The 25,116-nt window shown below is 63.9% G+C and carries 22 protein-coding genes; 11 read left to right on the top strand and 11 right to left on the bottom strand.

The features are described from left to right. Nucleotides 1-33 precede the first annotated feature (33 nt). Nucleotides 34-969 (bottom strand): MlaA family lipoprotein, encoded by a 936-nt coding sequence (locus SAB01S_RS14320; RefSeq protein WP_062733775.1) that lies wholly within the window; start codon nucleotides 967-969, stop codon nucleotides 34-36. Between the two features lie 288 nt (nucleotides 970-1,257). Between SAB01S_RS14320 and SAB01S_RS14315 the strand changes: the two genes are divergently transcribed. The 4 genes from SAB01S_RS14315 (at nucleotide 1,258) to SAB01S_RS14300 (ending at nucleotide 4,280) form a co-directional block, all read left to right on the top strand. Next, nucleotides 1,258-1,917: a PepSY-associated TM helix domain-containing protein gene (locus SAB01S_RS14315; RefSeq protein ID WP_062733774.1), complete on the top strand. Its 660-nt coding sequence runs from the start codon at nucleotides 1,258-1,260 to the stop codon at nucleotides 1,915-1,917. Between the two features lie 18 nt (nucleotides 1,918-1,935). After that, the gene (locus tag SAB01S_RS14310) at nucleotides 1,936-2,466 is read left to right on the top strand and encodes a DUF2271 domain-containing protein (RefSeq protein WP_062733773.1); all 531 of its coding nucleotides are present in this window, start codon (nucleotides 1,936-1,938) and stop codon (nucleotides 2,464-2,466) included. 12 nt (nucleotides 2,467-2,478) lie between these two features. Beyond that, nucleotides 2,479-3,306 (top strand): DUF4198 domain-containing protein, encoded by an 828-nt coding sequence (locus SAB01S_RS14305; RefSeq protein ID WP_062733772.1) that lies wholly within the window; start codon nucleotides 2,479-2,481, stop codon nucleotides 3,304-3,306. A gap of 110 nt (nucleotides 3,307-3,416) precedes the next feature. Continuing rightward, entirely contained in the window at nucleotides 3,417-4,280 is an 864-nt protein-coding gene (locus SAB01S_RS14300) for an FAD:protein FMN transferase (protein ID WP_062733791.1), read from the top strand. Nucleotides 4,281-4,291: 11 nt separating this feature from the next. Here the strand turns inward: SAB01S_RS14300 and SAB01S_RS14295 are convergent, their stop codons facing one another. Further along, the gene (locus tag SAB01S_RS14295; RefSeq protein WP_062733771.1) at nucleotides 4,292-6,271 is read right to left on the bottom strand and encodes an alpha/beta fold hydrolase; all 1,980 of its coding nucleotides are present in this window, start codon (nucleotides 6,269-6,271) and stop codon (nucleotides 4,292-4,294) included. Between the two features lie 134 nt (nucleotides 6,272-6,405). On the opposite strand from SAB01S_RS14295, the gene SAB01S_RS14290 reads away from it, so the two are divergent. Beyond that, on the top strand, nucleotides 6,406-8,088 hold the full coding sequence (locus tag SAB01S_RS14290; RefSeq protein ID WP_062733770.1) for a M28 family metallopeptidase: 1,683 nt from the start codon (nucleotides 6,406-6,408) through the stop codon (nucleotides 8,086-8,088). Nucleotides 8,089-8,103: 15 nt separating this feature from the next. Here SAB01S_RS14290 and SAB01S_RS14285 read toward each other — a convergent pair whose 3' ends face one another. Next, entirely contained in the window at nucleotides 8,104-8,565 is a 462-nt protein-coding gene (locus tag SAB01S_RS14285) for a DUF6265 family protein (protein ID WP_062733769.1), read from the bottom strand. A 100-nt stretch (nucleotides 8,566-8,665) separates the two neighbouring features. Here SAB01S_RS14285 and SAB01S_RS14280 point away from each other — a divergent pair, with 100 nt between their 5' ends. Beyond that, nucleotides 8,666-9,652, top strand: a complete 987-nt coding sequence (locus tag SAB01S_RS14280; RefSeq protein WP_062733768.1) for an agmatine deiminase family protein — start codon at nucleotides 8,666-8,668, stop codon at nucleotides 9,650-9,652. Between the two features lie 106 nt (nucleotides 9,653-9,758). Beyond that, nucleotides 9,759-10,607: an N-carbamoylputrescine amidase gene (gene aguB / locus SAB01S_RS14275; RefSeq protein ID WP_062733767.1), complete on the top strand. Its 849-nt coding sequence runs from the start codon at nucleotides 9,759-9,761 to the stop codon at nucleotides 10,605-10,607. Nucleotides 10,608-10,620: 13 nt separating this feature from the next. Here aguB and SAB01S_RS14270 read toward each other — a convergent pair whose 3' ends face one another. The 8 genes from SAB01S_RS14270 to SAB01S_RS14235 all read right to left on the bottom strand — a co-directional run bounded on the left by SAB01S_RS14270 (nucleotide 10,621) and on the right by SAB01S_RS14235 (nucleotide 19,412). After that, on the bottom strand, nucleotides 10,621-11,304 hold the full coding sequence (locus SAB01S_RS14270; RefSeq protein WP_062733765.1) for a Fe2+-dependent dioxygenase: 684 nt from the start codon (nucleotides 11,302-11,304) through the stop codon (nucleotides 10,621-10,623). 62 nt (nucleotides 11,305-11,366) lie between these two features. Next, nucleotides 11,367-13,736: a TonB-dependent receptor gene (locus SAB01S_RS14265; RefSeq protein WP_062733763.1), complete on the bottom strand. Its 2,370-nt coding sequence runs from the start codon at nucleotides 13,734-13,736 to the stop codon at nucleotides 11,367-11,369. A gap of 77 nt (nucleotides 13,737-13,813) precedes the next feature. Further along, the gene (locus SAB01S_RS14260) at nucleotides 13,814-14,083 is read right to left on the bottom strand and encodes a ribbon-helix-helix domain-containing protein (RefSeq protein ID WP_062733761.1); all 270 of its coding nucleotides are present in this window, start codon (nucleotides 14,081-14,083) and stop codon (nucleotides 13,814-13,816) included. Continuing rightward, nucleotides 14,083-14,805: an acetoacetyl-CoA reductase gene (gene phbB / locus SAB01S_RS14255; RefSeq protein ID WP_062733759.1), complete on the bottom strand. Its 723-nt coding sequence runs from the start codon at nucleotides 14,803-14,805 to the stop codon at nucleotides 14,083-14,085. The genes SAB01S_RS14260 and phbB overlap by 1 nt, the downstream gene beginning before the upstream one ends. Nucleotides 14,806-14,830: 25 nt before the next feature. Next, the gene (hemH, locus tag SAB01S_RS14250; RefSeq protein ID WP_062733757.1) at nucleotides 14,831-15,832 is read right to left on the bottom strand and encodes a ferrochelatase; all 1,002 of its coding nucleotides are present in this window, start codon (nucleotides 15,830-15,832) and stop codon (nucleotides 14,831-14,833) included. Beyond that, the gene (locus SAB01S_RS14245; protein WP_062733755.1) at nucleotides 15,829-18,096 is read right to left on the bottom strand and encodes a xanthine dehydrogenase family protein molybdopterin-binding subunit; all 2,268 of its coding nucleotides are present in this window, start codon (nucleotides 18,094-18,096) and stop codon (nucleotides 15,829-15,831) included. The genes hemH and SAB01S_RS14245 overlap by 4 nt, the downstream gene beginning before the upstream one ends. 39 nt (nucleotides 18,097-18,135) lie before the next feature. Beyond that, a complete protein-coding gene (locus SAB01S_RS14240) occupies nucleotides 18,136-18,570 on the bottom strand; it encodes a CoA-binding protein (protein WP_062733752.1) in 435 nt (144 codons plus the stop codon). 68 nt (nucleotides 18,571-18,638) lie between these two features. Next, nucleotides 18,639-19,412: an Mrp/NBP35 family ATP-binding protein gene (locus SAB01S_RS14235; protein ID WP_245646494.1), complete on the bottom strand. Its 774-nt coding sequence runs from the start codon at nucleotides 19,410-19,412 to the stop codon at nucleotides 18,639-18,641. Nucleotides 19,413-19,683: 271 nt separating this feature from the next. Between SAB01S_RS14235 and hflK the strand changes: the two genes are divergently transcribed. From hflK to SAB01S_RS14215, 4 genes are all read left to right on the top strand, one after another. Continuing rightward, on the top strand, nucleotides 19,684-20,811 hold the full coding sequence (gene hflK / locus SAB01S_RS14230; RefSeq protein ID WP_174525661.1) for an FtsH protease activity modulator HflK: 1,128 nt from the start codon (nucleotides 19,684-19,686) through the stop codon (nucleotides 20,809-20,811). Then, complete coding sequence (hflC, locus tag SAB01S_RS14225) at nucleotides 20,811-21,659, top strand: protease modulator HflC (RefSeq protein ID WP_062733747.1); 849 nt, start codon at nucleotides 20,811-20,813, stop codon at nucleotides 21,657-21,659. The genes hflK and hflC overlap by 1 nt, the downstream gene beginning before the upstream one ends. Before the next feature lie 136 nt (nucleotides 21,660-21,795). Beyond that, entirely contained in the window at nucleotides 21,796-23,295 is a 1,500-nt protein-coding gene (locus tag SAB01S_RS14220; protein WP_062733745.1) for a Do family serine endopeptidase, read from the top strand. A 99-nt stretch (nucleotides 23,296-23,394) separates the two neighbouring features. Then, complete coding sequence (locus SAB01S_RS14215) at nucleotides 23,395-25,005, top strand: helicase HerA-like domain-containing protein (protein WP_062733789.1); 1,611 nt, start codon at nucleotides 23,395-23,397, stop codon at nucleotides 25,003-25,005. Nucleotides 25,006-25,116: the final 111 nt, after the last annotated feature.

Here is a 25,116-nt window from a genome sequence, read left to right as displayed (position 1 = left end):
AGGCAGGCGCGCCTGCCTCCCAGGCCAATCTCGTCAATCCGTGACGGGCGTTTCCATATCGGCCTTGGTGGCGCCACCTTCGGGTGTGGGAATCCCCGGCCCATAGACAGGCACGACCGGCTCATCGGGTGCGCGACCGTGCAGCGCGTCGATCTCCGCCTGCCGCTGTTTCAGATAAAGATCCCGATAGGCGGCATAGGGGTCATCGTCCTGCCGCAACTTCTGGATGGTTTCGTCAAAAGCCGCGCGTTCGCCCAGCTGGTTAAGCACCGTGGCCGGAATGACATAGGTCGGCTTGTTGAACGGTTCGCCAATGGACAGGGGCAGGATCATTTTGTCGACCGTATCCCCGACAATATCCCGCAACGTCGTTGGCCCCACGATCGGCAGATACATATAGGGTCCAGGTCCGACGCCATAATAGCCCAGCGTGTTGGCCAGTCCATTGTTGCGATGCGGCAAGTGGAAGGGTTTGCGTTTAGCGATATCGAACAGACCCAGGAACCCCAGCGTCGAATTGACGCCAAAGCGCCCCGCCGTCTCGGCCGCCTTGCCCGGCTTCAATTGCAACAGATAGGCGGCAAAGACGATCGGCTCGCCGATATTGGAGAAGAAGTTGCGCAGGCCCTTTCGAACCGGGCGGGGCAGACCCTTGTTATAGGCCTTGGCCACCGGCTCCACGACCGCCTTGTCCACCGACTGGACTGCTTCAAAGCTTTTCGCGTTGAGCTTCTCCATCGGATCGCCCGGCGGCGCGCCTTTCTCACCCGTGACCACGATATCCTGCACCGCATCCTCATCGGCAGGCTGCCCGCTGGATGGCGCAACGGACGTAACCGACGGTGTCGGCTCGACGCGCGCCGGCGCAGCCTGATCCACGGTCGATTCAGCCCCTGCCGCCTGCGGATCAGGTTGCTGGGCAGCCGCTCCCATCATCATCATTCCTGCGGCAACGGCCGGTATCAGCATCAGAATATTCCTAAAAATGGGCGCTGCAGCATCGGGAAGCGTGCGCCTTGAAGCAAGTGCCGCCGCCTCTGAAGCCATCGGCGCGTTCCCCGCATGCGGCCCGTTGCGGCTAGACCCCGTGCATCATTGCGTCAAGAAAACGACCTCAGGCAAATCGCCCAACCTCTCGCATCGTGCGACGTAAAGACTAGCGTGGCGCAAATTGACGCCGCCGACGAGCAGATTCCGTTGCAACTGCGAGTCGTTCGCGTTACTGCGATGGCGTTGAGCTGGGGACGACCTATTGCAATGCACGCTACCGCAAACAAGCCTGGCATAGGCAAGTCGAAAACACCCGGACGGGGTGCCAAGGCTTTCTGGATGAAGCAGCTGCATAGCTGGCACTGGATCAGTTCCGCGATCAGCCTCATTGGCCTCCTGCTGTTCGCCTTTACCGGCATCACGCTCAACCATGCCGCCGATGTGGAAGGCGCATCCACGACGGTGGAACAGAGCGGCACGCTCCCCGCGCCGTTGCTGGCACAGATTGCCGCCGATGACGCGCCCGACGCCAAGAAGCCGCTGCCCAAAGCCGTTCGCCGCTGGCTGGACGATCAACTGGGCCAGACCAGCGCGCAGGAGGCGGAATGGTCAGCGGACGAGATTTACCTTGCCCTGCCCCGCCCCGGAGGAGACGGCTGGATCGCCATCGACCGACACAGCGGCAAGGTGACGGGCGAAAGCACCAGCCGCGGCTGGATCAGCTACCTCAATGATCTGCACAAGGGCCGCAATGCCGGTGCCGCATGGAAATACTTTATCGACGTCTTCGCTGTCGCCTGTTTCCTGTTCGCGCTCACTGGCCTGCTGCTGCTGCACCTTCATGCCCGCCGACGCCCCAGCACTTGGCCGCTGGTGGCCGCCGGCCTCGCCGTCCCGGCCATCATCGCCGTCATTTTCATCCATTGAGAGGGGGGGTAATCACCCATGCAGCTTCGTCATTCGCTAATGCTGACAGGGGCCGCGGCCGGCGCAGCTGGTGCCGCCACCGCGCCAGCCAGCGCGCAGACCGTGGCCTTGTCCATCACCATTCCGCGCCTGAGTGTCGCTGAATATCACCGGCCCTATGTCGCGGTCTGGATCGAGAAGGCAGGCGCAACGCCCCGCACCCTGTCGGTCTGGTATGATTATGACATGCGCAATGGCGAAGGGACCAAGTGGCTGCGCGACGTGCGGCAATGGTGGCGCACGTCGGGTCGGACCATGACATTCCCCGCCGATGGCGTAACCGGCGCCACCCGCGCGCCGGGCGAGCAGAAGCTGACCTTCACACCGGGCAAGGGGCCGCTCGGGTCCTTGACGGCGGGCAACTACACGATCGTCATCGAGGCTGCGCGCGAAGTGGGCGGACGCGAGGTGCTGCGACTGCCCTTTGCCTGGCCACCCAAGCCCGGCGCGACCGTGCGGGCAAAGGGCGCGAGCGAACTGGGCGCTGTGACACTGACATTCGGCAGATAAGGGGACATGAGGATGAAAAGGACATTTTTGGCTGCTGCCACCGCCGCACTGCTGCTGACGCCGGGCCTGGCCCAGGCGCATCGCCAATGGATGCTGCCGTCAGCCACGTCCCTGTCCGGCGCGGAAAGCTGGGTTACGGTCGACGCTGCTATCTCCAACGACCTCTTCTATTTCGAGCATTTCCCGATGCCGACGGACGGCATCGTCGTCACCGAACCGGATGGCGAGACCGGAACGATCGAAAACGCCGCCAAGGGCCGCTATCGCTCGACCTTCGACGTTCATCTGACCAAGCCCGGCACCTACCGCATCGCGTCAGTCACAAAAGGTCTGATGGGCAGCTACATGCTGAACGGGAAGCGGGAGCGTTTGCCGCGCGGCACCACCAGGGACAAGCTCGCCAGCGTCCTCCCCGCGGGCGCGACCGATGTGCAGGCCAGCGAAGCTAGCGGCCGCAACGAAATCTTTGTGACATTGGGCGCACCCACCACCAATCTCTTCACGCCGACCGGCGACGGCATCGAAATGGTGCCCGTCACTCATCCCAATGATCTCGTCGCGGGCGAAGCGGCGACATTCCAGTTCCTGCTGGATGGCAAGCCCGCATCGGGCCTCAAGGTCACGCTGATCCCGGGCGGGATTCGCTATCGCGACACTCTGGGGCAGATGGACCTCGCCGCCGATCAGGACGGCAAGATCGCCGTCACTTGGCCCGAACCGGGCATGTACTGGCTGAATGCGACGGTGGGCGGCCGGCGCGAAGGCGCGGGCGAAGCCGATGCGCCGGCAAACCAGCGCCGGGCCTCCTACGTCACGACGCTTGAGGTGCAGGCGCCCTGACCGTTACCGGCACCATTGCCCCTCGCATAGCTATCGCGCCCGGCCTGTCGCCGGAGATGTTCCTTGGCCGACAGCGCCATGGCGCGATCAGGCGCTTTGGCGGCCCGACGATGGGAACGACATGGTCGGCATCAATTGTCGACCCGCCCGCCGACGTGGACAAGATCGTCCAAGCCGTGCTGGACATGGTCGTCGCGCAGATGAGCAACTGGGAGGCGGGCTCGGTCATCAGCCGCTTCAACAGGCATCCGATCGGCGGATGGATGACCCTGCCAGCCGAAATGCGAACGGTGCTGCGCGCCGGACTGGATGTCGCGCGCTTGTCGGACGGGGCATTCGATCCCGCCCTTGGTCGGCTGGTCGACCATTGGGGCTTTGGCCCGCACATGGCGGACGCCGTTCCTGCCTGCGCAAGCCCATGGACTTCCATCGAAGTCGACGGCGATCGCGCCCGCCGCCTCTCCGATGTGGCGCTGGACTTTTCGGGCATCGCCAAGGGCTTTGCCGTCGATGCGGTTGCCGACGCTTTGCGGGCATCAGGCGTGGCCAATTTCCTCATCGAAATCGGCGGCGAATTGCGCGGCGTCGGTGTCAAACCTGATATCCAGCCATGGTGGGTGGACATGGAAACGCCGCCCGGCATGACCTTCCCGCCCGTGCGCGTGGCGTTGAGCGGGCTGGCTATCGCGACATCGGGAGACTATCGCCGCTTTCGCATGGAAGCGGGCCACCGTCTGTCCCACAGCATCGACCCGGCCACGCGGGCGCCGATCCGCAATGGCGTCGCCAGTGTCACGCTCCTGCATAAAAGCGCCATGATGGCGGACGCCTGGGCCACCGCCATCACTGTCGCCGGCCCTGAAAAAGGCTTGGCGCTCGCCCACGCAAGCGGCCTTGCGGCCCGGCTGATCGTTCGGACCCATGCTGGCCCGCGTGAATATCTGACCCCGGCGCTCGAAGCCATGCTGGGGTAGCGCAACCGGCGCTATTTTCCCGCCGCCAGAAGGAAATCCGCGCTTTTTTGTAGCATGTCTGCGCGGGCGTCGCTGTCCAGCAGGCTGTGGGTCAACCCATCATAGATGACCAGCTGGCTGCGCTTGCCGGCCCCCTGCAACTTGGCTTGCATGATCTTTGCCTGGCTTATGTCGACATTATTGTCGTCGGTGCCGTGGAACATCAGCACCGGCGCGCGAAATTCGGCAGCATGATTGGACGGCGACGCCTCCGCCGCCTCCGGTCCTGTGCCCATGCGCTGCTGCTGCAGCAGATAATCGGAAAAATATTGGCTGCGCCGCATCCGATCGGCAAAATCCGTCACCGGCGCGATCGCCACGACTGCCTTGAACAGCGCGGGATCGACCGCCTGCGCCTGAAGCGCCGCATAGCCGCCATAGGACCAGCCCGCGATCGTCAGCTTGTCGGGATTGGCGATGCCCTGCGCAACCAGCCAGCGTCCGGCATCGACCACGTCGCTGATCGCCGTCCGCCAGGAACGATAGCCATTGCGCATCAGCCATGCTTCGCCGAAGCCAGCCGACCCGCGAAACTGCGGTTGCAGCACGGCGAACCCGCGCGCTGCATAATATTGGACCATCCAGTCGAAACCCCACTCGTCCCGTGCCTCAGGGCCGCCATGGGGCAAAACGATGGCTGGCAGCCCCTTCGCTGACTCCTTGCCCGGCGGAAGGGTGAGATAGGCAGGGATCATTGTGCCGTCGCCCGCCTTATACTGGACCGACTGCATGGTGGCGAGCACCCGATCCGCAAGCTCGGGTCGGTCGGGCATGATCGGCGACAATTTCCGCGCAGCGCGGTCGAACAGATAATATTGGCCGGGATCGACATCGCTGCCGGCCCAGATCAGGACACGATTGCCATCGCTGCTCATGTCGCTGATGTTGACTGCCTTGCCGCCCAGCGCCTTGCCCAGCGAAGAAATCAGCCCCTGCGCCTGTTCATCGAAATAGACCGCCTGGCGATGGTCGGTGACGTAACTGGCGCCGACCACGCGTCGGTCGCGACCGACGCGAATAAGCCCGCTTATATCCACGTCCGGGCGTGAGAATATGACCGTCTTGGCCTGACCTGGGTCCAGCGCGACCGTAACCAACGCGTCGCGACCATCCATCTTTTCAAACCCGTAAGCGACGTTCTTTGTCGGATCGACGGCAACCGGGTAGAAGCCGCTATCGTCGCGCGTGTCGTATAGGGACAAATCGCTCCACCCCGACTTTCCAATTGGCCGATAGAGGAATTTGTACGTGCCCTTGGCATAACCGGATGTACGGTTTTCCTGCAGGGCCATGATGCGCACATGCCCCTGCCCATCGGAAATATAGCCGACCGCAAGCTTGTCGGGATTTTCGACCCTCTTTGCCGAGCCACTGCGCGTGTTGATCTGGTCGACGCCCAATCCTTCCAGCTTCTTTTCGATAAGGCTGCCGATCTTTGCTTCGGGCACATAGGATCGTGTCATGAGAACGGCGTCCTCATCGCCCGGCAGCAGGTCGATCACATCGCCGCCCCTGAAATCATAGCTGAGCGCATTCGCACCGCGCCGCTGGCTCAGCAACTTTGTGTCTGCGCCACTGGCGCTGACGGCAAAGACATTGGAAAAGCCATAGACATCATCGCCATAGCGTTGCTCGCCAAATATCTGGCAGGCAAGTCGGTCGGCCGATACCCAGTCGCAACGCTGGAGATATTCGGGCCGGCCGCTGGTCGAGGCCACGACCTTTATGTCGGCGCCTTCGCGCGCTTCAAGAACATAGGCGCGGCTGGTGCGCCCCGGCCCCGCCGCGATCAGCGCGATCGTCTGGCCATCGGGCGACAGGCTGGCCGAAGAAATGGCTTCCCGCGCGCCAAAGGCCTTTGCCAGGGCGTCGGGTTGTCCCTGTGCCAACGCGGCCGGCGCCGACCCCGCCAGCCAGAGCGCGATACATGCCGCTTTCATGGTTCCGCTCATGCCCTGTGATCCCCCATATATTCCCCTGAATTGCAGTGGCTAAGCCAAGGCGGAGAATATGGCAACGGGCTTGCTTGCCCTGGCCGCTGCCCGGTGGCATCACGCCCCTGTCGATAAGAAAAAGGGACAAAATCATGCGCAGCTCCATCCTGGCGATCGCCGCCATATTGGCCCTTCCGGCCTGCACCACCATGTCCGATACGGCGCCTGAAAGTGCGTCGGCCCAGCCTGCGGCATCGGGCCTGACGCCATCCATCGATACGATGAAGCGGCTGGTACAAAAATTGTCCTCGGACGCCTATGAAGGCCGCGCTCCCGGATCGGCCGGGGAAGAAAAGACGCTGGCGCTGCTGTCGTCGGAATTTGCCAGGCTGGGGCTCAAGCCCGGCAATAACGGCAGCTGGTTTCAGGATGTCCCGCTGGTCGAAATCACCGCCAAAAATGTGTCTCCGCTGCGCTTTACCGGCGGCGCGTCGCCCGTCACCGCCGCCTATGGACCCGAAATGGTGATCGGCACCTATCGCACGACGCAGCCGCATATCGCGGTGAAGGACAGCCCGGTCGTCTTCGTCGGCTATGGCATCAATGCCCCCGAAAAGGGCTGGAACGACTATGCCGGCGTCGATGTGAAGGGCAAGACGGTCATCATCCTGGTCAATGACCCCGACTATGAGACGTCGGGCCTCAATGGCACCTTCAACGGGCGGGCGATGACCTATTATGGCCGCTGGACTTATAAATATGAGGAAGCCGCGCGGCAGGGCGCGGCGGCTGCGATCATCGTGCATGACACCGTGCCCGCCGCCTATGGCTGGAACGTCGTGCAATCCAGCTGGACCGGCGCGCAGCATGTTGCCGACAGCGCCAATGGCAACGCCGATCAGTCCGCCGCGATCGGCTGGATGCAGAAGGACAAGGCGCAGGCACTCTTCGCCAGCGCGGGCCTGGATCTGGACGCACAGATGCGCGCCGCCAAGCAGCCGGGTTTCAAGCCAGTGCCTCTGGCGGGCGTCAAGGCGAACGTTTCCTTCGACAATGACCTGCGCAAGCATAGCTCGAAAAATGTCGTGGCCCTGTTGCCGGGCAAGACGCGCCCGGACGAATATGTGCTCTACAGCGCCCATTGGGACCATCTGGGGCGGTGTCAGGCGGCACCCGATGGCGACGACATCTGCAATGGCGCGGTCGACAACGCCACCGGCACAGCCGCGCTCGTCGCCCTGGCGGAAGCGAATGTGAAGGCGGGCCCGACCGACCGGAGCCAGGTTTTCCTGGCGGTGACGGCGGAGGAATCGGGTCTGCTGGGGTCAGCCTATTATGGCGAAAACCCCGTCTTTCCCTTTTCCAAGACCGTCGGCGGCGTGAATATGGACGCGCTCAGTGTCGCGGGCCGGGCAAAGAATGTCGTGGTGATCGGCAAGGGCAAGTCGCAGCTTGACGCCTATCTGGACCGCGCTCTGGCCGCGCAGGGCCGGGTCGCGACGGTCGAACCGACGCCGGAGAAAGGATACTACTACCGCTCGGACCATTTCAGCTTCGCCAAGCACGGCCTGCCGATGCTGTATTTCGAAGGCGGCGAGGATCTGGTGAATGGCGGCACGGCGGCCGGCATGGCAGCCGCGGAAGACTATACCAGGAACCGCTATCACGGCCCCAAGGACGAATATGATCCCAGTTGGGACTGGAGCGGCGTCGCGGCAGACCTCAAACTTTACTATGACGTCGGTCGCGCGCTTGCCGAAACCACCGACTGGCCCAATTGGGTCGAGGGCGATGAGTTCCGCGCCATCCGCGACAAGGATCGCGCCGGTCAGTAAGCCAGGGGCGAGGACCTATTTCCCGGCCGGGGAATAGGTCCAGCTCTGGGTCTGCGATCCATCCATTCGCGACGTTTCCGCCATCAACAGCCGCCCTTCGCGCCAGTAGCGGATACGTTGCGGATAATCATGATCGGGGTTGGCGAAGCTGATGTCGCGCACGCCCTGCTCGACCAGCTTGAATGGCGTTGTCGGTCCACCGTCGGGCGCGGCATGGAGTATTACTTCGCCCGCCCCATCGCGAATGATGCGGATGACCTCCCAGCCCAGCAGGCTTTCGCCGCGCCCGTTGCGGCCAACGCCAATCATCGTGCCGCCACGCGGCAGCGTCCACACTTCCTCCGCCCAGCGATCGCCGCGCTGCTGGACCCATTCGCCCGTCAGCCATTCGGGCAATTCGTCCGCCCATGCCTTGCCCGACGGCAAAAGCGACAGCAGCAAGGCCATCGCCACGGTCGGGATACCCGCCTTCCTCATCGCAACCCTCTGTCCAGACCGGTGATCGCGCGTTATGGAGCGCGCACCTTTTCCTGACCCATCATGATCCGGCATGCCAAGCCGGGCAAGGATATTGCACATGACCTTCCGCATGCCCGCCGAATGGGCGCCGCACGACTGGACCTGGATCGGCTTTCCGACCAACCCTGACGAATGGCCCGGCGCATTCGATGGCGCTCGCGAACAGATCGCGGCTTTCGCCAATGCCCTGCACGCCGGCGGCGAGGGCGAGGAGGTGCGCCTGGTCGTCGCGCATGACGAGGACGCAAGGGCCGCCCGCGATTTGGTCGATGCAGCTGTCCGCATCGTTGTCGCGAAATTGGGCGACGTATGGTTGCGCGACACCGCGCCGATCGCCGTGCTGAATGGCACGGGTGGGCGGGCGCTGGTTGATTTCGGCTTCAACGGCTGGGGCGGCAAATATCGGATGCCGGGTGATGAGGATATCGGCGCAAGGCTGGCGGCGACCACCGGCCTTCCCACATCGACGCAAAACTGGGTATTCGAAGGCGGAGCGATCGACACCGACGGCACCGGCCTGTTCGTCACGACCGAACAATGCCTGCTCAACCCCAATCGCAATCCCGACCTTGATCGCGGGAAGATCGAAACCTTGCTGGCGGGGAGCCTGGGCCTGTCGGACATGCTGTGGCTGGGGGAAGGCTTGCTCAACGATCATACCGACGGGCATGTCGACAATCTGGCCCGCTTCGTCAGGCCTGGCGTACTGGCGCTTCCCGTCGCCACGACTCCGGACGATCCCAATGCCGCCATCTATGCCGACGCGCGCAACCGCGCCAAGGCGCATGGGCTGGAGGTGGCGGACATCCCCTCCCCCGGCCTGGTGCTGGTCGATGGCGAACCGATCCCGGCCAGCTACATGAATTTCTATGTCGGCAACGCTGCCGTCATCGTGCCCGTTTATGGCCAGCCAAACGATGAGGCGGCGCTCGATGCCTTCCGCCCCTTCTTTCCCGGACGGGAGATTGTAGGATTGCGCAGCGACGCCATATTGTCGGGTGGCGGCAGCTTCCATTGCTGCAGCCAGCAAATGCCCAGTCTCTGATGTTCAACCCCGTTCGTCCTGAGTAGCCATTGAGCGAAGTCGAAATGGCGTATCGAAGGATGCTTCGATACGAGGCACGAGCGGTATGACATAAGCAGGAATTAGAATGACCAAGGTTACCGTCGCCGCACTTCAGCTCGCCTTTTCCGACGACAGGGCTGACAATATCGCGCTGGTCGCCGACCATGTGCGCAAGGCGGCGATGCGCGGCGCCAAGATCATCCTGCCACCCGAACTGTTCGAAGGCCCCTATTTCTGCCGGGTCGAGGACGAAGCCCTGTTCGCCAACGCGCTGCCGACGGACGAGCATCCCGCCGTGCAGGAAATGCGCAAGCTAGCCAAGGATCTGGGCGTCTACATTCCGACCAGCTATTTCGAGCGCGACGGCCAGCATCATTATAATTCGCTCGCCATGATCGATGACCAAGGCGAAATCATGGGCGTCTATCGCAAGAGCCATATTCCCGATGGGCCAGGCTATGAGGAAAAATATTATTTCCGGCCCGGCAATAGCGGCTTCAAGGTGTGGAAGACGCGGTACGGCACGATCGGCGTCGGTATATGCTGGGACCAATGGTATCCCGAAACCGCGCGTTGCATGGCGCTCATGGGCGCGGAGATGCTGTTCTACCCCACCGCCATCGGCTCTGAACCCTATGATGCGGAGCTTGATACCAGCCGCATGTGGCGGCGGGCGATGATCGGCCATGCCGTGTCCAACTGCATGCCTGTTATTGCCGCCAATCGCATTGGCGAGGAAGAGGGCCAGAGCTTCTACGGCCACAGCTTCATCAGCGACGAATGGGGCGATTATGTCTCCGAAGCCGATGCGAAGGACCATGGCGCGCTCGTCGCGACACTCGACCTCGACCGCGCGCGCATGCACCGCGCTGGCATGGGTTTCTTCCGCGATCGCCGGCCCGACCTTTATGGCCGCATAGCGCAAGACATCTGACCCCGCGGACGACCTAGACGTCGGCCCAGCGGCGCAAGAGATTATGATAGACCCCGGTCAGGCGGATGACTTCGGCATGGCCCTGCCCCAGCTGGGCGGCGACGCCCTGCACACTGCGATCGAGGTCGAACAGCATCTGCCGCGCGGCGTCGTCGCGGATCATCGACTGGAGCCAGAAGAAGCTGGCGACCCGCCGTCCGCTTGTCACGGGCTCGACGCGGTGGAGCGAGGATGAGGGGTAGAGGACAGCATGTCCGGCTGGCAGCTTCACCTGCTGCACGCCGAACTGGGTTTCGATCGTCAGCTCGCCGCCCTCATAGGCTTCGGGCGGCTCCAGAAACACCGTGACGGACAGGTCGGACCGCACGCGAAAGCCGGTGCCGGCCTGAATGCGCACGGCATTGTCGACATGCACGCCGAAGGATTGCCCACCCGCATAGCTGTTGAACAATGGCGGAAAGATGCGCAGCGGCAGCGCGGCCGCGATGAACAGCGGCGATCGCCCGAGCGCATCAAGGATCATCTGCCCCGCCTTTTTGGCGGCAGTGCCGTCCTCTGGCAGTTGCAGGTTGTTCTTGGCCAATGCGGATTGATGGCCCGACGTGATGTTGCCATCGACCCAATCCGCCGCATCGATAATCGCGCGGATGGCTGCAACGCCCGGCAAATCGAGAAGATCGGGGATGGCGATCAGCATGGCAGGATCGTTAGGGGAAAGCGGGGCGACGAACAAGCAGTCCGCCGCCCTCCCCCAATCAGTCAGAAGCTGTAGAACAGGCTGAACCGCGCGGCCCGCGCTTCCCCCGGCGTCGCCCAGCCGCCCGACACCACGCCCGTGTTGGAACTGACATTGTTTCGAATGCCGGTATAGTAGCGTTTGTCGAACAGGTTCTGGACGTTCAGCTGCGCCGTCAGGCCGTTGTTGAAATTCCACGACAGGAAAGCGCGATGGACCCAATAATCATCCGCTCGATACTGGGTGCGGTTAAGCAGATTGGTCTGGTTGAGCGCGAAGCTGCCCTGATAGGTGACGCCATAGCCGACCTCCAGCCCAATGGGCGTGCGGTAGCTGGTGTAGAGGCTGCCCGAATGCTTGGGCGTCTGAATCAGATCATCGCCCTTTGAAGGGTCCGGCAGGGCCGCGCTGTTGTTGCAAGCCGGCCGGGGATTGGCGAGGCAGTCGTTGGAGATGCCCTGAATGATCTTGCTGTCCAGATAGGTGTAATTGGCGAAGACCAGCCAGTTTTTGGTGATATTGCCCGTGAGGCCCAGCGCCACGCCATCGACGCGCGAATGGCCGTCCAGCACCTGGAAGGTGGCATTGGTCGCCGGGTCATTGGTCGACACGCGATAATTGGTACGCTCGTTGCGGAACAGCGCCGCCGTCGCCAGCAGTTTGCCACCCATCAGGTTCGCCTTGGCCCCGATTTCGTAGCTGCGCGCGGTTTCGGGCGCGACATCGCAATAGTCGACCAGCGACGCCCCGGACCCGCTGGTGCAACCCGCGCGCACCGTAGCGGAAGACGGCGTCTTGCTGTTGGCGAACGCGGCATAGAGGCTGGTGTCGGCCGTCGGCTTGAACACCGCGCCGATGCGATAGGAAAAGAGCGTATCCTGGCTACGCTGCCGCATACCGGTAGTTGTGGCGCCGCCGGCCGCCGGCGTCGCAATGCTGTCTGCGCGGAAGATGTTGCGCACATCTTCATAGCGCAGGCCACCATTCAGCTCGAACTGGCCGAATTCGATCGTGTCAAAGGCGTAGACCGCGATGTTGCGGCTGTCGCCATAGCTGCGGCCCGATGGGATATAGTTTGTCGGCCCGGTCCAGTCCGTATCGGGGTTGGCCAGGTCGATATCCGCCTGAGCCAGCACGCCACCGCTCGCGTCGCGCAGAAGATTGCCGGTTTCGATGCGGTAATCCTCCTGCGTGGCCGACGCACCGATGACCAGCGTGTTGCGCATCCCACCAGCGTCGCCGCTGACGATCCGCAGGTCGGTCTGGGTATAGAAAAGATCATTAAGCTGGTTGCGGACTAGTCCGCGCGGCCCGGACGGACGATAGGTGCCATTTGCCAATCCCGTCGGGCAGGCCAGCGGTGTCACCAGATCAACGTCCGTGATCGGCTGAACCCCGGTGGACAGGCAATAGGTGCCCTGCGGCGCGCTGGTGACACTGTCCTGCCGGACGCGCTGCCAGCGCCCCAATGTGCGCAGCGAGACGGCATTGCTAAACTGATGCGCAAAGATCGCGGTGAACCGATCGATATCGATATCCTGGCGATCGAGATTGGCGATCCCGAAATAATTGCTGGGGTCGACATCCGCCAGAGGGCCGTCATTGATGGCGTTTTTGAAATAGGGCACGCCATAGACAGGCTTGTTACGATCTTCCTGATGGAGATAGGCAAGCGTCAGGCTGGTCGGGCCGTCCATACCCAGCGTCACCGATGGCGCGACGCCCCACCGCTCAAACCGCTCGACATCGCGGCCCGGCACATCATTGCGATGGATCATGGCATTGAGCCGCACGCCGATGAAATCCGATACCCGCTGATTGCTGTCGATCGTCGCGCGATAATAATCGTCCGTGCCGATGCCGGCTTCGACGATGGTGAGGTCGCTCTGCTGCGGCGTCTTGGACACAAGGTTGATGGTGCCCCCGACCGAGCCGGACCCGTTATAGACGGAATTTGCGCCATTATAGACTTCCACCTGCTGCGTGTTGAAGGGATCGGTACGGCTATATTGCGCGCTGTCGCGCACGCCATCCTGGGTGATGTCGTTATTGGCGGAATAGCCGCGCAGGTTGATGCTGTCGCCATAGCCGCCCCCGCCCTCGCCAGCGCCGAATGTGATGCCCGGAACCGTGGACAGAACGTCGCGCAGCGTCAGCAGGTTCTGCTTCTTGATGGTCTGATCGGATATGATTGTGATCGTCTGCGGCGTGTCGATGATCGGCGCGATATTCTTGGGATTGACCAGTTCGTCGGCATAGGTAGCGCCAGTAACGACGATGGAATCCTGCGATATGGCCGCCGGCGCGGCTTCGGCGGCCAGCGACGGCCCCGCCGACAAAATCCCCACACAGCCCATCGCCAGATACGACATGCCCTTGGCGTCTGAAAACATCGATACCCCCCAACATCATGCGTTGCGGAGCTGCTATTGCGAATCGCTCTGACTGTCAACGCTATTGAGAATAATTCTTATAAGCGTTTTGGGGTATGTTCGGCGAAGAGCCAGCACCGGATCGCGCTCGCCAGATTGGGCGCTGGGTCGGCTATCATGCGCGCAAGGTCGATCCGCGCGATGAGGGCGTTTACCGGGATGGATTGGTCCGCCGCCGCTACGCGCAGCGCGTCCCAGAATATCGGCTCCAGGCTGATGGCGGTCTGGTGGCCGGCGATAGTCACACTCCGTTTTACGGGCGGAGCAAAGGGCGACCCGCCGGACTCGTCAAGGTCGCCCATGTCCATCAATACATATGCTGGCCGCCGTTGATCGACAGCGTGCTGCCGGTCACGAAGCCGCCATCCTCGCTGCAGAAAAAGGCGACGCCGCGCGCAATTTCATGGGCTTGGCCCAGCCGGCCGACCGGGATCTTGGCGACGATCTTTTCCAGCACCGGGGCAGGCACGGCGGCGACCATGTCGGTGTCAATATAGCCGGGCGCAATCGCGTTGACGGTCACGCCATATTTCGCGCCTTCCTGCGCCAGCGCCTTGGTGAAACCATGGATGCCCGACTTGGCGGCGGCATAATTGACTTGGCCATATTGGCCCGCTTGGCCGTTGATCGATCCGATATTGACGATGCGGCCCCAACCGCGCTCACGCATGCCGCCGAAACAGGCTTTCGCCATGTTGAAGCAGCCACCCAGGTTGATGCGCATGACTTCGTTCCAGTCGTCGAAGCTCATTTTCGCCAGAACGCCGTCGCGGGTGATGCCGGCATTGTTGACGACGATATCGACAGGCCCCAGCGCTTCGGCAACCTGCGCGCACCCGTCGAGGCAGGCCTGGTGATCGCCCACGTCCCATTTGAAAGCGGCAATGCCGGTCTTGTCCGTGAACGCCCTGGCCTTTTCGTCGTTGCCGGCATAGTTGGCGGCGACGGCATAACCCATTTCCTTGAGCGCGAGACTGATCGCCTCCCCGATGCCCCGCGTTCCGCCGGTTACGATCGCCACTCTCGACATATCAGCGTCCTCTTCCAAACAGGGGTCAGTCCATCCAACCCGAAAGTTCGCGGCTTATAAGCCTCTGATAGAGGGTGATAGCCTCCGCGGACGCGTTTAGACAGGGCAAATAGGCGAAATTTTCCCCGCCGGCGGCCAAAAAGGCGTCTTTTGCGCGCAGGGCAATTTCTTCCAGCGTTTCAAGGCAGTCTGCCGAGAAGCCGGGTGTTGCCACGGCAATATTGCGGACACCGTCGCGCACCAAACTGGCCAGAGTCGCTTCCGTTTCCGGCTCCAGCCATTTGGCGCGGCCGAAGCGCGACTGGAAACTCATATGGACCGGCAGCGCCAACGCCTCCCCCAACAGGCGGGCGGTCTTCACCGACTGGCAGTGATAGGGGTCGCCCAGCTTCAGCGTCCGTTCGGGCATACCGTGAAAACTGGCGAGCAGCGCATCGGGGCGGAACGGCAAGGCGGCGATTGCCCCTTCGATCGAATGGCGCAGGGCGTCGATATAGGCGGGGTCGTCATGATAGGGCGGCAGCGTGCGCACCGCTGGCTGCCAGCGCATCTTTGCGAGGGCCGCAAAGGCCGCGTCATTGGCCGTGGCGGTCGTCGCGCCGCTATATTGCGGATAGAGCGGCGCCAGCAGGATGCGGTCGCACCCGGCCTCCTTCATCGCCTTCAATCGATCGCCGATCGCGGGATTGCCATAGCGCATCGCCCATTCGACCAGCACCCCGCCCCCCATAGCCTGCCCAAGCGCCTGAGCGGTGGCCCGGGTATGGACGGCGAGCGGCGACCCCTCGGCCGTCCACACCTGCTGATAGGCGTGCGCCGATTTCTTCGGCCGCGTCGTCAAAATCGCGCCGCGCAGGATCGGCTGCCACAGCAAGGGCGGAATTTCGACGACGCGCCGGTCGGACAGGAATTCAGCCAGATAGCGGCGGACCGAAGCGACGTCCGGCGCGTCCGGCGTGCCCAGATTGATGAGCAGCACGCCAATCTTTGGCGCGGGGATGACGGGGTGTTCGGCGGGAAGGGTCATGGCGTTCCTACAAGGGGCAGGCTGCGGATGCGCTGGCCAGTCCAGGTGTATAGCGCGTTGGCGATGGCGGGCGCGACCAGGGGCGCGACAAGGTCGCTGACGCCAGTGGGCGCGGCGGTGCTGCGGATCAACTCCACCGATATCTCGCCGATATCGGCCAGACGCGGCAGGTTCATGCGGCCCAGTATCGCGCGCGTCGGCAGGCCGCGTGCATAAGGGACCGACGCGCCGGTCGCGAAGGCAAGGCCGAAGACCAGGCCGCTTTCGATCTGCTGGCGCATGATGTCCGGATGGACGGGATCACCAGCGTCCACCGCCGCGATGATCCGGCCGACCGCGATCCGATCGCCCGCCATGGATGCCTCGACCATGATCGCGGCATAGGCGCCGTCGATCATATGCGCCGCCATTCCCTGCCCGCTGCCGGCAATGCCGCCCTGCCACCCCCCCATCGCCGCTGCCGTGGTCAGGCAATGGGCGAGCCGGGGATTGCCGCCGAGCATCTGGATGCGAAAGGACATGGGCTCGATATTGGCGAGATGCGCCAATTCGTCGATGAAACTTTCGGAGAAGAAGACGCCGTGCAGATGCGCATTACCACGCATGAAGCCAAGCGGCAGGCCGACGTCGGCCGGGTAATGATCCACCGCCCAGTTGGGGATGGCATAGGGCGGCGCCATGCCCGCGACAGCGAGCCTGTTCGCGCTGTCCGCCGCATCCCGCGCGGCTTCATGGGGCAGCTTGCCATCGGCGATGCGCGCCCATGTCTGCGTCATCGCGCAGGGTGCGGCGACCTTTGCCAGCCAGCCCTCAATCGCGCCATTACGACCGACCTTGGCGGCCATGCGCGCGCGCGCCGGCGCGCTCCGTCTGTCCTGAATGACATCTTCCAGTCGCGACCATAAGAGTTGCACGGGCCGTCCCATCTCCCGGGCGATCAAGGCGGCCTGCACGCCCACGTCCCAATCCATCGCCCGGCCAAAAGAGCCACCGGCATGCAGCGGATAAAGCGTTACGGCATCGCGGGTCATGCCAAGCGCATCCGCGATGGCGTCACGCGCCAGGCCCGGCGCCTGGGTCGCCATCCAGATTTCCGCGCCGTCCGAAGTGACGCGCGCGGTCGCGCAGGGCGGCTCGATCGCGAGATGGAGGGAGGCATCGACCTGATATTCGCTGGCAAGGATGGTCGCGCCGTCAAACACCGGCTCCAGATCGCCCTGCGCATAAAGGCGTCGGCCCGATGATTTGGAAAATGCCGCCTCCAGCGCGGCGTCGATGCCGTCGCTGCCGACCGGCGTTCCCCGCAGCGTGAAGACGGGATCGGCGAGGTCCAGCGCCTTGTTCGCCGCCCACCAGTTGCTTGCCACTGCGGCGACCCAGCGATCCTGCTTCACCAGCTTCAAAAAGCCCGTGACGCCGCTCGCAGCGCGGTCGTCCAGCCCGGCAAGGACGGCGTCACCGATCGGTCCCTGCCGGACCGATGCGAACACCATGTCGGGCAGGCGGATGTCGGCGGCAAAATTATGGGTGCCGTCAATCTTGGACGGGGTATCGAGGCGCGGCAGATCCTGCCCGGCCAGACGCCCATCCTGTCCTTGGCGATAGGGCAGGATTGGCGGCAGATCGAAGGCAACCGCCTCCCCCGCCACCTCGCCGATCTTCATGCGGCGCTGCGCGCCGTCGGAGATCAGGCCTTCCTGTATGTCGCAGCTTTCCCACGGAATGCCCCAGCGCGCGGCCGCCGCCTTGCACAGCAGGACGCGGGCCGCCGCCCCGGCGTCGCGATAGGCGTCATGGAACATAGGGATCGACGTTCCTGCGCCCGTCAGCATCAGCGCGCTGCGTGTGGCATATTGGTCGATCGCCCAGCGACCGGCATCGCCCAGCAATCGGGTCCAGTCGCTGGCCAGCCACTGCCGCGCGAGCAAGTCATTGGCGTATAGCGGACTGATCGGCGCGCTCTGCACCGCCACCGTGCGCCAGTCCGCGCCCAGTTCGTCCGCCAATATCTGCGGCAGGACCGTCGTCACCCCCTGCCCCATTTCGGTTTGGGGGACGACCACGATGATCTGGCCCGTCCGGTCGATCTTCAAGAAGGCGTTGACGATGGTTTCCGTGGGTCCGGCAGCCAGATTGGGGGCATAGGTGCGCGGCCAAGCCCCCCAGGCGAGCAAAAGCCCCGCCGCCGCGCCGCCGCCGATCAGCAGCGTGCGCCTGTCGAGGCCTTTTTCTCTGACCGATTGCTTCCGCGGTGCGCGCCCCATGATCCGCCTGATACTGGCGCGCGATGCCGCTGCCTAGAGCTATTCGGCGCGGATGGGCGGAACGCCTAGACGCGGAATTTCGATGGCGGGGCAGCGGTCCATTACCACGTCCAGCCCAGCCGCTTCGGCGCGCGCGGCCGCTGCCTCGTTCACGACACCGATCTGCATCCAGACCGCCTTCGCGCCAGCAGCTATGGCGTCGTCCACTGCCTCGCCCGCCGCTTCGCTGCGGCGGAAAATATCGACCATGTCGATCGGCACGCCGATGTCCGACAGGCGTCCCCAGACAAATTCGCCATGGACATGCTCGCCTGCCAGCTGCGGATTGACCGGGAGCACGCGATAGCCATGGTCCTGAAGAAAGGCCATGACGCCATAGCTCGGCCGATCCGGACGATCCGATATGCCGACCAGCGCAATGGTGCGGATGCGGTCCAGCAGCGCGGCGATATCCTGCGGGTTGGTAAGCGGCATGGCGTCCTCCTTATCTTGGCACGACAGAAGATGCACGAGGCGGCCGGACGTTCCCCGTCAGCCCCGGATCAGGCGGAGGCGGGCTGCTCAAGCCATGCCGCCACCTTTTCGGCAATGGCGCGGAAGTCGTCGGCATGGGGGCCTTCTCCCGCCGCCGGCGGATCGCCCGCATCGGACTGGCGGCGAATGTCGATGGCGAGCGGCACGCGGCCCAGGAACGGCATGGACAGCGTCGCCGCTTCCCGTTCCGCGCCACCCTGACCGAACGGATCGGAAATTTCGCCGCAATGGGGGCAGGCATAGCCCGCCATATTCTCCACCAGCCCGACCATCGGCACGCCCGCTTGCGCGAACAGGCTGACGGCGCGCGTAGCGTCGATGAGGGCAAGGTCCTGCGGCGTCGACACGATCACCGCGCCGGCGGGCTTGTGCTTTTGCACCATCGACAGCTGAATGTCGCCGGTGCCCGGCGGCAGGTCTACGATCAGCAGGTCCGTATCGCCCCAATCGGCGTCGATCAGCTGGCCGAGCGCCCCGCTCACCATCGGCCCGCGCCAGGCGAGCGCCTTGCCCGGCTCCACCAGATGCGCCATCGACAGCATCGGCACGCCCATCGCGCCGGTGACGGGGATCAGTTTCTTGTCGCGGGCGACGGGCTTTTGATCCTCGCTGCCCATGAGCCGCGCCTGCGAGGGCCCGTAAATGTCGGCATCGACCAGCCCGACCTTGCGGCCAAGGCGATGCAACGCAATGGCCAGATTGGCCGACAGCGTCGATTTGCCAACACCGCCCTTCCCTGACGCGACCGCAAGAATGCGCATCGCACGACGCTCGGCAGTCATGGCGATCCGCACATCGCTGACCCCCGGCACGGTCAGGCCGCCTTCGCGGATGGCCGCGACCAGTCCATCGCGCTGATCGGGACCAAGGCCACCCACATCGAGCGCGAGCGTCATCACCCCGTCGCGCAGGCGCGGCGTGCTGACGCGGCCATCGGTCAGGGTCTTTAAGCGGGCGGCGAAATCGTCAAGATCGGTCATGGCGATGCGCTGTAGGCAAGTTTCGCGCCCATTGGCACTGTTTTTCGGGCGAGAGCCTTCCTATAGAGGGGGCATGAGAAGAATTTTCGGGTGGATGCCCGCGATCACAGCGATGGTCCAAGGCCCCTGGGGGGGCAAGAATGACGGACCCGGCGGGGACGGACCAAAGGATGGCGACGGCGGCCCGCGCAACCCCTGGACCCAACCCGGCAAGCCGACCGGTGGCGGGCAAAAGGGGCCTTCCGCGATCGAGGAACTGTTGCGCCGTGGCCGCGACAGTTTCGGTCAGGGCGGCGGGGGACGCAATGGTGGCTTTGGCGGCATGCCGCCCTCGGCCGCGGGCAAGGCGCTGTGGCCCATCGCCATCGGCATCATTCTGATCTTGTGGCTGCTGCTCACCAGCATCCATCGCATCGGCCCGCAGGAACGTGGCGTCGTGACCTTCGTCGGCAAATATAGCCGCACCCTGTCGCCGGGCATCAGCCTGACCCTGCCCGCCCCGTTCGAAGCGGTGACGACGGTCGATGTCGAGGAAATCCGCACCATCGACATCGGCTCGGTCAGCGCGGAGAGCGAAAATCTGGTGCTGACCGGCGACCAGAATATCATCGACCTTGCCTATTCGGTGCGCTGGAACATCCGCAATCCCGAACTCTATCTGTTCCAGCTGTCGGACCCCGATGACACGGTGCGCGAAGTTGCGGAAAGCGCGATGCGCGCGGTGCTGGCGAGCGTCAGCCTGGACGATGCGCTGGGCGCGGGCCGCACCACCATCGAGCAGCAGGTCGAACAGCGGATGCAGGAGATATTGGACGGCTATAAATCCGGCATCCGCATCCAGGGCGTCGCGATCAAGCAGGCCGATCCGCCGACCGCCGTCAACGACGCGTTCAAGGAAGTGTCGGCCGCGCAGCAGACCGCGCAGACCTATCTCAACGAAGCGCGCGCCGCCGCGCAGCAGGTGACGGCCAAGGCCCAGGGTGAGGCCGCCGCCTTCGACAAGGTCTATGAACAATATCGGCTGGCGCCCGAAGTGACGCGCCGGCGCATGTATTATGAAACCATGGAGAGCGTCCTGTCGGATGTCGATAAGACCATCGTCGAGGGGAGCAATGTGACCCCCTATCTGCCGCTGCCCGAACTCAAGCGGCGCGCGCAGGCGACCCCGACGCCCGAAGCATCCAGCACGGAGGGCCAGTGATGCCCGGATTCCTGCGTCATCCCGTCGCGCTGGCCATCATCGCGCTGGTGCTGCTGATCATCGTCGGCAGCACGGTCGCGATCGTGCCCGAAACCAGGCAGGGCGTGGTCGTCCGCTTCGGTGACCCCAAATATATCATCAACAGCTATCGGGCGAACGAACCCTTTGGAAAGACAGGCGCGGGCATCATCCTGCGCGTGCCGTTCGTCGACCAGATCGTCTGGATCGACAAGCGCGTCCTGTCGGTCGAGATGGAGCGGCAGCAGGTGCTGTCGACCGATCAGCTGCGCCTGCAGGTCGACGCCTTTGCGCGATACCGCATCGTCGACCCGCTGCGCATGTATATTGCCGCTGGCAATGAGGAGCGGGTCAGCGATGCGCTGCGCCCGATCTTGGGGTCTGCCCTGCGCAACGAACTGGGCAAGCGGCCCTTCGCCGCGCTGCTCAGCCCCGAGCGTGGCCAGGTGATGGACAATATCGAGGCCGGACTTAACCGGGTCGCCCGCCAATATGGCGCGCAGATCGTCGACGTGCGGATAAAGCGCGCCGACCTGCCCGATGGCGCGCCGCTGGAAAGCGCGTTCAACCGGATGCGCACGGCCCGCTCTCAGGAGGCGCTGACCATCCGCGCGCAGGGCGCGAAGCAGGCGCAGATCATCCGCGCGGAGGCGGACGCGAACGCCGCGCGCATCTATGCCGAAAGCTATGGCAAGGACCCGCAATTCTACGATTTCTATCGTGCCATGCAAAGCTATCGCTACACCTTCGCGCCTGAACGCAGCGGCGAGACCAACATCATCCTGTCGCCGGACAATGAATTCCTGCGGCAGTTCCAGGGGGGGCGTTGACAGTCGGTGGCCCAAGCGGCTGTTTTGTTACGGAACCAGTGTCATTCAATGAGGGTTAAGGCAAGGCGGCGCATTTCTTGACTCCCCCCAGAGTCCCGCCTTCCATTTCCTGAAGACCAGAAGAGGACCTTCACGAGTGCGTTACGCTTATGCCATCACCGGCGCCCTGCTGCTCGGCGGCACCGCCCTTGCCGTCACTACCAGTTCCAATGTCGGCGCGCAGGTCGCGCAGAATGAAGGCTTGCAGGCCGCAGCGCCCGCCGGCGCTCCCGCAAGCCTCGCCGACATGGTCGAAAAGCTGCAACCGGCCGTCGTCAATATTTCGACCAAGCAGCGCGTGCAGGTGCAGAACCCCTTTGCCGGCACGCCGTTCGGCCAGCTGTTCGGTCAGGGCCAGCCGCAGACGCGGCAGGCGCAATCGCTCGGCTCCGGCTTCATCATTTCGGCTGACGGCTATATCGTCACCAACAATCATGTTGTGTCTGCCGGCGCGGAAGGCGCGAGTGTCGAGCAGATCACGGTCACGATGACCAATCGCGAGGAATATACCGCCAAGTTGGTCGGGCGTGACGCGGCCACCGACATCGCCGTGCTCAAGATCGAGCCGAAAAAGGCGCTGCCCTTCGTCAAGTTCGGCGACAGTTCGAAGGCGCGCGTGGGCGACTGGGTCGTCGCAATCGGCAATCCCTTCGCACTGTCGGGCACAGTCACCGCCGGCATCATTTCCGCCCTGCATCGCGGCACCGGCGGCACCTATGACAAGTTCATCCAAACCGACGCGTCGATCAACCAGGGCAATAGCGGTGGCCCGATGTTCGACATGCGCGGCAATGTGATCGGCATCAACAGCCAGATCCTCTCCCCCTCCGGGGGCAATGTCGGCATCGGCTTTGCGATCCCGTCCGAACAGGCCGAACCGATCGTCAGGACGCTGATGAAGGGGCAGACGGTCAAGCGCGGCTATCTGGGCGTACAGATCAGCCCGCTGGGCGAAGACCTGGCCGAATCGCTGGGGCTGGCCAAGAATAGCGGCGAGTTCATCCAGGGCGTCGAGCCCGGCAAGGGCGCGGACAAGGCTGGGATCAAGGCCGGCGACGTGATCGTCAGCGTCAATGGCCAGGAAGTGAACCCCGACCAGAATCTCTCGTCGATCGTCGCCAACCAGCCGATCGGGGCCAAGGTGCCGATCGTCCTCATCCGCAACGGCCAGCGCATGACGGTGACCGCCGTCGTGGGTGAACGCCCGCCCGAGGACGAACTGAACAGCTTTGCCCAGAGCCAGGACGACGAGGATTTCAGCGATCAGCAGCAGCAGACGCCCGGCAAGGCCGCCGAGCAGTCGCTGGGCATCGCCGCCATCCCGCTGACGCCCAGCATCATTCGCCAGCTTGGCATCCCTACCGACACGCGCGGCATCGTGATTACCGGCGTCGACGGATCGACCGACGCGGGGGCCAAGGGCCTGCGCCGTGGCGACGTCATCATGAGCGCCAATAATCGCCCGGTGACCACCCAGGCGGAACTGGATGCACAGGTGAAGGCGGTCGCAGGTCAGGGGCGCAACGCCATCCTGCTTCAGGTGCTGCGTCGCGGCCAGCCGCCGATCTTCCTGCCGGTGCGCCTGCGCGACAAATAAGGCTTCCGTCTCCTCGCCCCTTGTGGGCGGGGCAGATATGCGGCTAATTCCGTCATCTCCGCTTGTGCGGGGGTGGCGGTTTTTTATTGGGGGATCGCGATGAGCGACGGACTTTTCATCGGCCTTGGTTCACCGGAAAAGGACGGCGGCCTTCCCCAGACGCTGAACCTGCGCCGCGCCAACCGGCATGGCCTGATCGCGGGCGCGACCGGGACTGGCAAGACCGTAACGCTCCAGACGCTGGCCGAGGGTTTTTCCGCGCGCGGCGTTCCGGTATTCCTCGCCGATGTGAAGGGCGACCTGTCCGGCATCGCGATGGCCGGATCCCCGACCGCGAAGAATGCCGACAAGCTGGTGGCCCGCGCGCAGGAGGTCGGGGTCAGCGATTACAGCTATGCCGACAATCCGGCGATCTTCTGGGACCTGTACGGGCAGCAGGGCCATCCCGTGCGCACGACGGTCAGCGAGATGGGGCCTCTGCTTCTGGCGCGGCTCATGGGCCTCAACGATACGCAGGAAGGCGTGCTGTCGATCGCCTTTCGCTATGCCGATGACGAAGGGCTGCTGCTGCTGGACCTGGGCGACCTGCAAGCGATGCTGGCCTATTGCGCCGACCATGCCGGCGACCTGTCGGCACGCTATGGCAATGTAAGCAAGGCCAGCGTCGGCGCGATCCAGCGGCAAGTGTTGCAGCTGGACGCCCAGGGCGGCGACCATTTCTTCGGCGAGCCCGCGCTCGACATCCACGACATGCTGAAAGTGGATGAGAAGGGGCGCGGCTATATCAACGTGCTGGCGGCCGACAGGCTGATGCAAAGCCCCAAGCTCTACGCCACATTCCTGCTATGGCTGTTGTCCGAACTGTTCGAGACGCTCCCCGAAGTCGGGGACCCGGACAAGCCCAAGCTGGTTTTCTTCTTCGACGAAGCGCACCTGCTGTTCGAGGATGCGCCCAGAGCGCTGACCGACAAGATCGAGCAGGTTGTGCGGCTGATCCGATCCAAAGGCGTCGGCGTCTATTTCGTGACGCAGAACCCGATCGACATTCCAGAGGATGTAGCGGGACAGCTGGGCAACCGGGTCCAGCACGCGCTGCGTGCCTTCACGCCGCGCGACCAGAAGGCGATCAGGGCGGCGGCCGACACTTTCCGCATCAACCCGGACCTGGATGTCGCAACCGCGATCACGGAACTCAAGGTCGGGGAGGCGCTGGTCTCGCTGTTGCAGGAGGACGGATCGCCGGGCGTCGTGCAACGGACGCTGATCGCCCCGCCCCGGTCGCGGCTGGGGCCGATCGAGCCAAAGGAGCGCGCGATCATCCAGTCCATCTCGCCGGTCGCCGGCAAATATGACGAGGCGGTCGACCGGGAGTCGGCCGAGGAGATATTGGCGGCGCGGGCGGACGCCGCAGCGGCGGCGGCCGCAGCGCAGAAGGCCGAGGCGGAGGCCGAAAAAGCAGCGGCGGCGCAGGCCAAGCTGGAGGCGAAGCAGCGCGAGGCGGAATTGAAGCGGCAGGCGCGTGAGGCGGCGCGGCCCAGCAATCTGGATAGGGCGGTGCAATCGGCGACGCGGTCGGCGGCCTCGTCGGTCGGGCGGCAGGTTGCCAACGAACTGGGACGCGCGGTGTTCGGCGGATCGTCGCGGCGCAAATCGTCGGGTGGCATCGCTGGTCAACTGGTGCGCGGAATCCTGGGCAGCCTGTTCAAATAAAATGGAAAAATAGATAAGGCCGACAATGAAAGCGACATAAGTAACACCATTCAAAAGTCGTTAGGCTGCTAATTTATAACCATATGATTATGTTGTCGCTTTGACGGATCT

It is taken from the genome of Sphingobium abikonense NBRC 16140 (assembly GCF_001598335.1).
Taxonomy (GTDB): Bacteria; Pseudomonadota; Alphaproteobacteria; order Sphingomonadales; family Sphingomonadaceae; genus Sphingobium; species Sphingobium abikonense.
Note: the sequence above shows the minus strand (reverse complement) of the source record. Positions and strands in the feature narration are given on the sequence as shown.

What these genes read in the sequence shown, in the direction of transcription:
- SAB01S_RS14300 (WP_062733791.1), top strand. Translation starts at nt 3,417, where the DNA reads ATGGGAACGACATGGTCGGCATCAATTGTCGACCCGCCCGCCGACGTG.
- SAB01S_RS14310 (WP_062733773.1), top strand. Translation starts at nt 1,936, where the DNA reads ATGCAGCTTCGTCATTCGCTAATGCTGACAGGGGCCGCGGCCGGCGCA.
- SAB01S_RS14240 (WP_062733752.1), bottom strand. Translation starts at nt 18,570, where the DNA reads ATGCCGCTTACCAACCCGCAGGATATCGCCGCGCTGCTGGACCGCATC.
- hemH (WP_062733757.1), bottom strand. Translation starts at nt 15,832, where the DNA reads ATGACCCTTCCCGCCGAACACCCCGTCATCCCCGCGCCAAAGATTGGC.
- SAB01S_RS14315 (WP_062733774.1), top strand. Translation starts at nt 1,258, where the DNA reads ATGCACGCTACCGCAAACAAGCCTGGCATAGGCAAGTCGAAAACACCC.
- SAB01S_RS14295 (WP_062733771.1), bottom strand. Translation starts at nt 6,271, where the DNA reads ATGAGCGGAACCATGAAAGCGGCATGTATCGCGCTCTGGCTGGCGGGG.
- SAB01S_RS14305 (WP_062733772.1), top strand. Translation starts at nt 2,479, where the DNA reads ATGAAAAGGACATTTTTGGCTGCTGCCACCGCCGCACTGCTGCTGACG.
- SAB01S_RS14285 (WP_062733769.1), bottom strand. Translation starts at nt 8,565, where the DNA reads ATGAGGAAGGCGGGTATCCCGACCGTGGCGATGGCCTTGCTGCTGTCG.
- aguB (WP_062733767.1), top strand. Translation starts at nt 9,759, where the DNA reads ATGACCAAGGTTACCGTCGCCGCACTTCAGCTCGCCTTTTCCGACGAC.
- hflC (WP_062733747.1), top strand. Translation starts at nt 20,811, where the DNA reads ATGCCCGGATTCCTGCGTCATCCCGTCGCGCTGGCCATCATCGCGCTG.
- SAB01S_RS14270 (WP_062733765.1), bottom strand. Translation starts at nt 11,304, where the DNA reads ATGCTGATCGCCATCCCCGATCTTCTCGATTTGCCGGGCGTTGCAGCC.
- SAB01S_RS14215 (WP_062733789.1), top strand. Translation starts at nt 23,395, where the DNA reads ATGAGCGACGGACTTTTCATCGGCCTTGGTTCACCGGAAAAGGACGGC.
- SAB01S_RS14265 (WP_062733763.1), bottom strand. Translation starts at nt 13,736, where the DNA reads ATGTTTTCAGACGCCAAGGGCATGTCGTATCTGGCGATGGGCTGTGTG.
- phbB (WP_062733759.1), bottom strand. Translation starts at nt 14,805, where the DNA reads ATGTCGAGAGTGGCGATCGTAACCGGCGGAACGCGGGGCATCGGGGAG.
- SAB01S_RS14320 (WP_062733775.1), bottom strand. Translation starts at nt 969, where the DNA reads ATGCTGATACCGGCCGTTGCCGCAGGAATGATGATGATGGGAGCGGCT.
- hflK (WP_174525661.1), top strand. Translation starts at nt 19,684, where the DNA reads ATGAGAAGAATTTTCGGGTGGATGCCCGCGATCACAGCGATGGTCCAA.
- SAB01S_RS14235 (WP_245646494.1), bottom strand. Translation starts at nt 19,412, where the DNA reads ATGACTGCCGAGCGTCGTGCGATGCGCATTCTTGCGGTCGCGTCAGGG.
- SAB01S_RS14245 (WP_062733755.1), bottom strand. Translation starts at nt 18,096, where the DNA reads ATGGGGCGCGCACCGCGGAAGCAATCGGTCAGAGAAAAAGGCCTCGAC.
- SAB01S_RS14260 (WP_062733761.1), bottom strand. Translation starts at nt 14,083, where the DNA reads ATGGACATGGGCGACCTTGACGAGTCCGGCGGGTCGCCCTTTGCTCCG.
- SAB01S_RS14280 (WP_062733768.1), top strand. Translation starts at nt 8,666, where the DNA reads ATGACCTTCCGCATGCCCGCCGAATGGGCGCCGCACGACTGGACCTGG.
- SAB01S_RS14290 (WP_062733770.1), top strand. Translation starts at nt 6,406, where the DNA reads ATGCGCAGCTCCATCCTGGCGATCGCCGCCATATTGGCCCTTCCGGCC.